General features: G+C 52.7%; 10 protein-coding genes. 1 reads left to right on the top strand and 9 read right to left on the bottom strand.

Annotated elements, in window-relative coordinates:
* Positions 1 to 114 precede the first annotated feature (114 nt).
* From ACTNCH_RS12135 to ACTNCH_RS12115, 5 genes are read right to left on the bottom strand one after another with little or no spacing between them, the layout of a single operon-like run.
* Positions 115 to 321 (bottom strand): hypothetical protein, encoded by a 207-nt coding sequence (locus ACTNCH_RS12135; RefSeq protein ID WP_441019433.1) that lies wholly within the window; start codon positions 319 to 321, stop codon positions 115 to 117.
* Positions 322 to 334: 13 nt separating this feature from the next.
* The gene (locus ACTNCH_RS12130) at positions 335 to 1714 is read right to left on the bottom strand and encodes a radical SAM protein (RefSeq protein ID WP_441019432.1); all 1380 of its coding nucleotides are present in this window, start codon (positions 1712 to 1714) and stop codon (positions 335 to 337) included.
* Positions 1715 to 1740: 26 nt separating this feature from the next.
* Positions 1741 to 2433: a TVP38/TMEM64 family protein gene (locus ACTNCH_RS12125; RefSeq protein ID WP_441019431.1), complete on the bottom strand. Its 693-nt coding sequence runs from the start codon at positions 2431 to 2433 to the stop codon at positions 1741 to 1743.
* The gene (locus ACTNCH_RS12120) at positions 2417 to 3184 is read right to left on the bottom strand and encodes a hypothetical protein (RefSeq protein WP_441019430.1); all 768 of its coding nucleotides are present in this window, start codon (positions 3182 to 3184) and stop codon (positions 2417 to 2419) included. Before ACTNCH_RS12120 ends, ACTNCH_RS12125 begins: the two co-directional genes overlap by 17 nt.
* Before the next feature lie 5 nt (positions 3185 to 3189).
* The gene (locus tag ACTNCH_RS12115) at positions 3190 to 3870 is read right to left on the bottom strand and encodes a diacylglycerol/lipid kinase family protein (RefSeq protein ID WP_441019429.1); all 681 of its coding nucleotides are present in this window, start codon (positions 3868 to 3870) and stop codon (positions 3190 to 3192) included.
* Between ACTNCH_RS12115 and ACTNCH_RS12110 the strand changes: the two genes are divergently transcribed.
* On the top strand, positions 3824 to 4369 hold the full coding sequence (locus ACTNCH_RS12110; protein WP_441038354.1) for a transposase: 546 nt from the start codon (positions 3824 to 3826) through the stop codon (positions 4367 to 4369). The two genes, ACTNCH_RS12115 and ACTNCH_RS12110, sit on opposite strands and share 47 nt — an antisense overlap.
* A gap of 254 nt (positions 4370 to 4623) precedes the next feature.
* On the opposite strand, the gene ACTNCH_RS12105 is transcribed toward ACTNCH_RS12110, so the two are convergent.
* The 4 genes from ACTNCH_RS12105 to ACTNCH_RS12090 form a co-directional block, all read right to left on the bottom strand.
* Complete coding sequence (locus ACTNCH_RS12105) at positions 4624 to 5472, bottom strand: DegV family protein (protein ID WP_441019427.1); 849 nt, start codon at positions 5470 to 5472, stop codon at positions 4624 to 4626.
* A gap of 22 nt (positions 5473 to 5494) precedes the next feature.
* Complete coding sequence (metK, locus tag ACTNCH_RS12100; protein WP_441019426.1) at positions 5495 to 6643, bottom strand: methionine adenosyltransferase; 1149 nt, start codon at positions 6641 to 6643, stop codon at positions 5495 to 5497.
* A gap of 14 nt (positions 6644 to 6657) precedes the next feature.
* Positions 6658 to 8043 (bottom strand): radical SAM protein, encoded by a 1386-nt coding sequence (locus ACTNCH_RS12095; RefSeq protein WP_441019425.1) that lies wholly within the window; start codon positions 8041 to 8043, stop codon positions 6658 to 6660.
* Between the two features lie 203 nt (positions 8044 to 8246).
* The gene (locus ACTNCH_RS12090) at positions 8247 to 8795 is read right to left on the bottom strand and encodes a TetR/AcrR family transcriptional regulator C-terminal domain-containing protein (RefSeq protein ID WP_441019424.1); all 549 of its coding nucleotides are present in this window, start codon (positions 8793 to 8795) and stop codon (positions 8247 to 8249) included.
* Positions 8796 to 8873: the final 78 nt, after the last annotated feature.

Genomic DNA, 8873 nt, shown 5'->3' with positions numbered 1-8873 from the left:
AAAAAAAACAACAAAAAAAATAAAAAAAAAAAAAAAAAAAAAAAGCGCCGGGAGGGATAACGGACCACACGCGGCCGCACCACCCCCCCCCCCGCCTCTGTTAAAAAGTTGGTGTCAATCGTCGAAATCCTCAAATTCAGCGGTACTTTCGTTCCCGTGCTTAGCCAGCCATCCTTTCAGCGGACATGGCTTATCCTCTTCCAGATAGCCATATACCATGTGCGCAAGCAAGCCAAGAACGCCCGCACCGAAAACGAATTTCAGAAAGCCTCTGCACTTGCAGTGCTTCTTTTCACAACAGTCATGATTTGCCATCTTCATATTCATACCTCCATCAATTATGGTTTTCTTCCGCCCAGAGCTTTTCGGCTTCAGGCTTCCAGCAATCGGCATAGGCCTTGCACTTCTCGCACAGATGCTCGGCGCTTTCCGGAGCTTCGAGGTCGGTGGAGTGCGCACCGCTCTCTGCCACCATTTTCGGCAGCAGCTCCGGATTTTCCAGCATGGGGCAGGGCCGCAGGTGGTTGCCGTTGAAGGGCTGTCCCTTGCGGTAGAGTTTGAACAGCGGCTGCTGCAAGCACTCCAAAAAGCTCTTGTCTCGGATATTGGCGCTGGAATAGTGGATGAACACGCAGGGCTCCACATCGCCTGCGGCGTTGATATGGCAGTAAATTCTGCCGCCAGCTACGCATCCGCCTGCAAACTCGCCGTCGTTCTGGAAGTCGATGCAGTACAGCTCCTTGCCGCCGGTAAGCCCGCGGATCTCGCGGACGCGGTCTTTCATATACGCTCTTTGCTCCGGTGTCAGCAGTAGGGAGGTGTCAGCGTTCAGGCCAACGGGCATATAGTGGAAATACCACGCAAAAATGCAGCCCTTGGAGATCAGCAAATCCAAAAACTCGTCGCTGGTGACCACCTTGTAGTTCCGGCTGGTGTAGCAGATGGACACGCCGAAGGGGATGCGGTGGCTGTGCATCAGGTCCATGGCGTCCAGCGCCTTCTGGAAGTGACCCCGCCCACGGCGGCCGTCGTTGGCCTCCTCAAAGCCCTCCACGCTGATGGACACGAAGAAGTTGCCCACCCGCAGCATCTCCTGACAAAATTCCTCGTCGATGAGGGTACCGTTGGTGAAGGCGTGAAACGCCATATCCCGGTGCTTCTCGCATAGGCGGATGATGTCTTTTTTTCGCAGCAGCGGCTCGCCGCCGGTAAAGAGGCAGGCATGGGTGCCTAATTCCTTGGCCTCTGTCAGCACACGATCCATTTCCTCGAAGGTCAGGCTCTGCTTGTGGCCGTACTCCGCCGCCCAGCAGCCGGTGCAGTGCATGTTGCAGGCGGAGGTGGGATCCATCAGGATCAGCCAAGGTACATTGATGTCGTACTTGGCGGCATTCTCCTGCGCTGTCTGATAGCCCCGGAAACCGCCCTCGTATGCCACATTGGTCAGGAAGGTTTTGAGAATGTAGGGGTCGTTCTCCCGGATAAGCCGCTGGGTATAATGTGCCCACTTCCCATCGGGGTTTTCTGCGATCATCCGCAGCGTCTTATAGGAGTTATCACTCCATGTGCCCTTGTGGATCTTCTGGATCATGTCGATGAGCTGTTCGGCAAGGTCGCCTACATCCTGCGTCTGGCCCTTTTTCAGCATGGAATCCAGGATCGTTTCAAATGCCTTGCGTTCGGCTGCATGGGAGATTTTTTCGGTGAGGCTCATAGTTCATTCGTCCTTTCTGTTGTATGTCAATTTTCGTGCGTTGTGTGTTTTTTTCGATAGAAATGAAATGCGATGCAGGAGAGCAGCATTGCTGCAAGTTCAATGCCTGCCGCAGTAAGAAATTGAGGGGAACGCACATCCGAAATACTCATGCCCATAATAGGGAACAAAATACAGGTCGGTAAGAAACCCAGCAGACAGGCTGGAAGATACGCCCGGTACTTCACCCCTACTGCCCCCATATATGCGCTGACTACATCAGCAGACAGGATGCCCAGCAAGCGGACGATCAGAACGAAAAAGAAATCACTGCCGCCGCGAAGATCGTGGAGCATGGCGGACTTCGGCCAGCGATGCAGAATATACTGCACTGCTTGACTGCCCAGCTTTTTCCCCAACCAATAGGGAATACTGACCATGACCGCTGTGCCTGCGATGTTTACCGCGATTGCCACGGGCAATGGAAACAAAATGCCGCTGGCAGCATAGAGCAGGCCACTATACAAAAAGATGCTCAGACTTTTCACCGCAAACAGCATCCATAATACTGCTGCGGCTAAAATTGGCTGCTGGGGTGTATAGCTCAAAATGCCCTCCAGCGTAAACTCATCTTTATGCAGCAGACATACTGCAATGATCGTGAACCAAACCAATGCAAGCAGGCATTTGGCGATTCGTATCCGCCGGTTCTCCGGCGATGTGTTACTCGACTTGTGCATGAACGGACTTCTTTCCGGGTAGAGAAGCCATTGCAGCATGGATAAAAGCGGGGTGACGGCCTTTATCCAGTGCAAATACGACAGCGTAGGCCGCAGCTCCTGCCGTTTCAATCATCATATCGCCCATTGTGTCGATCAAGCCAATATCGATATAGCCCTCCAACGGTTCTCCATTGACGATGACGCTGTCAATTTGGTCGATGCTGCCGATCACGCCGGTGGCCTCGCCTAAGTCGTAAGAATGGATGGCGTGAATGATTGTGTCCCGATGCATATCCATGCCGAACCAGCGATCCATGCCAAATTCGTAGAATTCCCATAGTGCAGAAACAGATATGGAGAACATTAACGCGAAAAGCACACGCAGCAGACGGTCATTCTCGTACTTCCTGTTTATCACCACAGGGAGATAAGAACCAAGCAGGGCAAAAACCACACCGCCGCATAGATGCAGCAGTTTATCCCAATGCGCAATGAGATAGTACAGCTTGTAAATCCGTCCTGACATAGAGGCCAGCAGGTAAAGCAGGCTGAACACAAACAGCGTATCAGACATCCGGTAGCCGAAAGCCTCAAGGATATACGGTACTGCCACACCGATGCCTACCAGCAGGCACACAAGCGCATCGGACGCCGGCCCTGAATGCAGAGAGCGCAGCATGGAGTACAGTACAAACAGCTCACATACTGTCCAAAACCACACACGCCAGCGCGTCTGTTCAGCTTGAATACTTAGCTTTACCTTCTGCATTTCTGTTACCTTTCTGCCAGCACCTCTGCGCAGGCCGACGCACGATAGGTAGTTACATCGGGAATTGTTTCTCCGTCGTTCTGAAGTGGGGCAGGACGGTCAAACTGCACCGTGATCTCCTGACCAGTCAGAACTTCCACTACATCCGTATGCTTGATATGCTCTCCCTTGAAAATAGAGGGAAAGACAGCCAAGGCTTTCAGCTTACCGGGACTGCGGAACACCATAACGGATAGCTGCTTCGGCTGCACAAGACGATCCTGCTGCGGCGTCGGGATCATACCGCCGCCGTAGTAACGCCCGTTCATGGTCGGAGCCAACCAGACATGCTTGTATGTGTGCTTTACGCCATCCACTGTGACAACGGCGGAGGTGGGTTTATAGTGGAACAGCAGGCCTTTTATGGCGATGGATGTATAATTGACCGGCTTTGTGGAGCGCTCCCGCTGGCGGTCGCCCTCCAGACAGCAGTAACCGTCAATGCCATAGCCGATGCCGTTGAGGCAATAACGGCGTGTGCCGTTCACATACACCGACGGCAGCTTTTGAAGGTACTGGTTAATGGGGCGAGGTGTGTCACCTGCTTTTCCTCCGATGTCGGTGAGAAAATCATTTCCACTGCCGGTAGCGAAATAATAGATGTTCCGCTCGATGATACCGAAGAACGACAACACCAAGCTGCTCATTACCACAGCCGCACAGCAGCTTCTTGCAGGAAAGACTACGTTGGCTGCTCTGCGAGCAGAGATGACACGACTCGCCTCACAGCTCCCGGAGTACGAAACCGTGCGCGCCATGTACGGCGTTGGCGAAACCACAGCTGCGCAACTCATGGCTGAGATTGGCGATGTGCGCCGTTTTCCCCGCCGCAGTTCCATTGTGGGCTTCGCTGGCGTTGACCCGGCTGTGGACCAGTCCGGCAAGCATGAGACACAAAGCACGTCGACCACAAAGCGTGGTTCGCCGCATCTTCGGAAAACGCTGTACCAGATCGTCTGCACATATCTCAGAAAAGCGCCGGCAGACGAGCCGGTGTACCAGTTTCTCGATAAGAAACGCGCTGAGGGCAAGCCATACTTTGTATACATGACCGCCGCACAGAACAAGTTCCTACGTATCTACTACGCCCGTGTGAAGGAATGCCTGGAGGCTTTTGACGCACAGCAGGGCACCTCACAAGGATAAATCAGATTGATACTTTATCCCGGCTGGCGAAGCTTTTTCTCCAGTCTGTTTTGTTATGCCCTTTTTCAGTCGCGCAAATTTTGCGGGACTTTTTTCATTTCAGCTATTGACTTTTGTTTGCAGGACTCCTGTAAAATACTGCGGCGGGTGGTTATCACCCGCCGCAGCTCCAAGCATCGGACAGGTTGCTTCTGTTTGAATCCGGTATGCCAAGCCGCCAATCGTCACAGCCACACATGACGGCTTCGATCACACTAATCCTTTCTCACAAACAAAATGCCCAATGTATTTGGCCCGCAATGGGAGGTGATCGTTGCTCCGGCGGTAGTTTCTAATATTTCCTCAAAATCCGGTGCAATTTCCAGTATCTTATCACGCACCGATTGGACAGCTTCCGGGCTGCATTTGGTGTGCGTAATAAAAATGCGGTGCTTATCAATGTCGGTGCGATTCTGGAGACGATCCTCCACATATTGCAGCATGACTTTTTCAATTCTGCCACGGTACTTTTTACCGGGCGTCATTTTTCCGTCCCGGACCTCGATGCACGGTTTCAGTCGAAGCAGATTTCCACCAAAAGCACCCAAGGCTGAGCAACGGCCGCCTTTGTAGAGATAGTCGAGGCTGTCTATGACAAAACTGGCTTCCACCCGTTTCGCCATTGCGGAACAGGTTTCCCATATCTCCTGCGCATAGTAGCCGTTTGCTGCCATTTCCGCTGCATGGAGGACTAACAGCCCTTGTCCGGTCGAAAGATTTCTGGAATCAACAACAAATACATTTCCGACTTCCTTGGCAGCAAGGCAGGCATTTTGATACGTGCTGGAAAAGTCACTACTGATGCAGAAATGGACAACACAGCAGCCCTGCTTCGTCCAGCGGTGAAATTCCTCTGCATAATCCGCGACATTTACGGCGCTGGTCTGTGGGAGCTTTCCCTCTGCATGAACGTATTCATAAATATCGTCCGGTGTGATTTCTGTTCCGTCTGCGCCGACCCTTTCGCCGCAGCAGACTGATAAGGGGGTGATGGAAACATCATATTGCCGCAGCAGTTCCGGCGAAAGATCGCAGGTGCTGTCTGATATGATCTTCACAGTCACGAATACGCCACCTCCGTCCGATTCACAGCTTGATCGTAAGGTCTGTCTGCTCCCACGGCATCAGGCAGGCGTTGCTGCCAAAATGTCCATAGCAGGACACATTGGAGAAAATCGGCCGTGTCAGGCCGAATCTTTGAATGATAGCGGCGGGACGCATATCCACACTATTTCGTATTGCCCGATTCAGAGTGTTTTTGTCTACCTTTTCCGTTCCGAATGTCTCAATGCGTACCGACATCGGCTCCGCCAGACCAATGGCATAGCTGAGCTGAACTTCACATTGGTCGGCCAAATCCTGTGCCACGATATTCTTGGCGATGTAGCGCGCCATATATGCACCGCTGCGATCCACCTTGGTGGCATCCTTTCCGGAAAAGGCACCGCCGCCGTGTCGGGCATATCCGCCGTAGGTATCGACGATCAGCTTGCGTCCGGTCAGACCGGAATCTGCCGCCGGGCCGCCGTACACAAAACGTCCGGTGGGATTGACATAGAACTGAGTGTTCTCGTCCAGCAGCTCAGCGGGCAGCACGGCTTCCATCACATGACGGCGCACCTCGGCGCGTACCGCCTCCGTGGATACCTCCTCCTGATGCTGGGCAGATACCAGCACAGATGCAATGCGGATGGGGCGGTCTCCGTCATACTCCACCGTCACCTGCGATTTGCCATCCGGCAGCAGGAACGGCAATTCGCCGGTTCGGCGTACCGTTTCCAGCTGCTTGGACAGCTCATGCGCCAGCTCAATGGGCAGCGGCATCAGGGTCTTTGTCTGCTTGCAGGCATAGCCAAACATCATGCCCTGGTCACCTGCACCGGCATCCAGTTGCTCCGCCTCCCGGCTGCGGGTGATGCCCCGTGCAATGTCGGGAGATTGGTGATGCAGATCTACTGTAATGGCGCAGGTATCTGCATCAAAGCCGCGTCCCGGCTTCGTATAGCCGATCTCGGCAATGACCTGCTGCGCTACAGCCCGGTAATTGACTTTGGCTTCGCTGGTAATCTCACCGAAAATGTGCATCTGGTTTTCGGCACAGGTCACCTCGCAGGCAACACGGGAATCGGGATCCTGCGCCAGCAGCTCGTCCAAAATCTTGTCCGCCACCTGATCGCAGACCTTGTCCGGATGGCCGCAGGTCACGGATTCCGATGTGAACAGCATTTTATCCACAGTATCGCCTCCTGTTAAGACTTCTTTGCCATCTTGCCGGTAAGCTGCGTACCTCTCTTATTGGGGAGGGAATTCCAAAGCTCATCAGCAACTGGAGCCCACTTCTCAGCAGCGGGTACACAGCGGTTGCAGTAGTCGCAAGCGCGTTCCGGGCTTTGCAGATCGGTGGAATGCGCGCCGGATTCGTCCACCATCTGTGTCAGCCGACCGGGGTTATCCAGCACAGGACAGGGGCGCAGCATATTTTCATTGAACGGCTGATTGCGGCGATAAGCCATAAACAGCGGGGACTGGTAGCACTCCAGCAGCGTCTTTTCCTTGATGTTGGAATCAGAATAATGAATGAATGCACAGGGTTCCATATCGCCGTTGGCGTTGATATGACAGTAGCCGCGTCCGCCGGCAATGCAGCCGCCCACAGCGTCGCCATCGTTCCAGAAGTCCATGGTGAACAGGGGCTTGGTCTTGCGGAACTTGTGGATCTGGTCGTACATGAACTTGCGCTGCTCCGCCGTGGCGATCAGCTCCGGCACAGCCGCCGCACCAATCGGCATATAGGTGAACAGCCACGCAAACTTTGCACCCATATCGATCATGGAATCAAAGTATTCCTCGCTGCCGATGACCTCTACATTCTTGCTGGTGTAGCAGCAGGAAATGCCGAACAGCAGCTTGCGGGCTTTCAGTCGCTTCATGGCCTCGATGACCTTCTGGTAAGTGCCATTACCGCGGCGGAAGTCGGTTGCCTCCTCAAAGCCTTCAATACTGATGGCCGGGACGAAATTCTTGACCCGCAGCATCTCGTCGGCAAAGGCATCGTCGATCAGCGTACCGTTGGTGAATGCAAGGAACGCACAGTCGCTGTGCTTCTCGCAAAGGCGGATCAGATCAGCCTTGCGTACCAGCGGTTCACCGCCGGAGTAGATGTAAACATAGGTTCCCAGCTCCTTGCCCTGCCGGATCACATCATCCAGCTGCTCAAAAGTCAGGTTCAGCTTATTGCCGTATTCCGCTGCCCAGCAGCCGGTGCAGTGGAGGTTGCAGGCAGAGGTGGGGTCCATCAGGATCGCCCAGGGAATGTTGCACTGATACTTGTCTTGCAGCTTCATGGAAGCGGGCGTGCCAATCAGCGTGCCGTTGATTGCAACGGTTTCTACCAGCTTTTTCCGCTGCTCGTCATCGATGTCGGTCCACAGGCTCTTTACCAGCTTCGACCAGTTGTTGTTCGGGTCTGCCAGTGCAGCACGAATTCCTTCGACCTGTGAGGTGATGGCCTGACCACTCTTGTCGTACTTCTCCAGCATATCCAGCAGCTTAGGGATATTGGTATCCGGATCCTTATCCAGATAACCGTAAACTTGCTTCATGGCAAAGCCTTTTAACACTTCCGAGGCATTCATAATAACAGTTCCTTTCTGTTTTGTATTGCTTTAGGATATTCTTATCTTAACGAAATCTCCACGCGAAAACTATGGCGGGAAAAGTCGATTCTTCCGAATTTCAGGGGAACCGCATCAATACGCAAATTTGCGCATTTTTGAATTTGTGCGCAAAAAAAGGCTGCCCCGTACAGGGCAGCCTTTGGAAGTATGTATCTCTTTTCTCACTCAATAGTCTGGACAGCTCCGGCCACAAAGGTATCAAAAAGGCCCCCCAGCCGGTCTACGCTCTCATCAATATCATTCTCCATATGGTTCCAGAAAAACTGCATGACAAAGCCGATATAAGCATAACGGCAAAAAGATGCGATATTGCGAAGATGATTATCTGAAATCGGGCGTCCCTCTGCCACTTGCTGTACCACCTTCAGGAAAACATCATCGGTCAAAGAAAAGATATATCGCTCCAAATGGTCGCGGGAAAGGCCATTAAACACATGATAAACTGTTTTCGGATGGGCTTTGCATTGATGCAGCACAGCTTTGGTGGTGCTTTTCCATTCAATAGGGGCATTGCTGGGGATAAATGATTCTGCCCTTTCCCAAAACCACGCACCCAACAAAGCATAGATGTCCTGATAATGATAGTAGAACGTATTAGGGCTGATACCTGCTCGTTTCACCAGCGCTGCTACGGTAATCTTGTTAAACGGAAGCTCCTCCTGCATTTCTTGAAATGTGGACATGATGAGCTTTTTTGTATATAAGGCCATATACAGCCCTCCTAAGTATGGGGGATTCTAATTCGTCTATATGCTGTATTTTACAAGATTTGAGGAGAAAACGCAAGC

This window comes from Candidatus Merdisoma sp. HCP28S3_D10, assembly GCF_052065835.1.
Taxonomy (GTDB): Bacteria; Bacillota; Clostridia; order Lachnospirales; family Lachnospiraceae; genus Laedolimicola.
The sequence above is the reverse complement of the archived record's forward strand: the minus strand, read 5'-3'. Positions and strand labels throughout refer to the sequence as shown.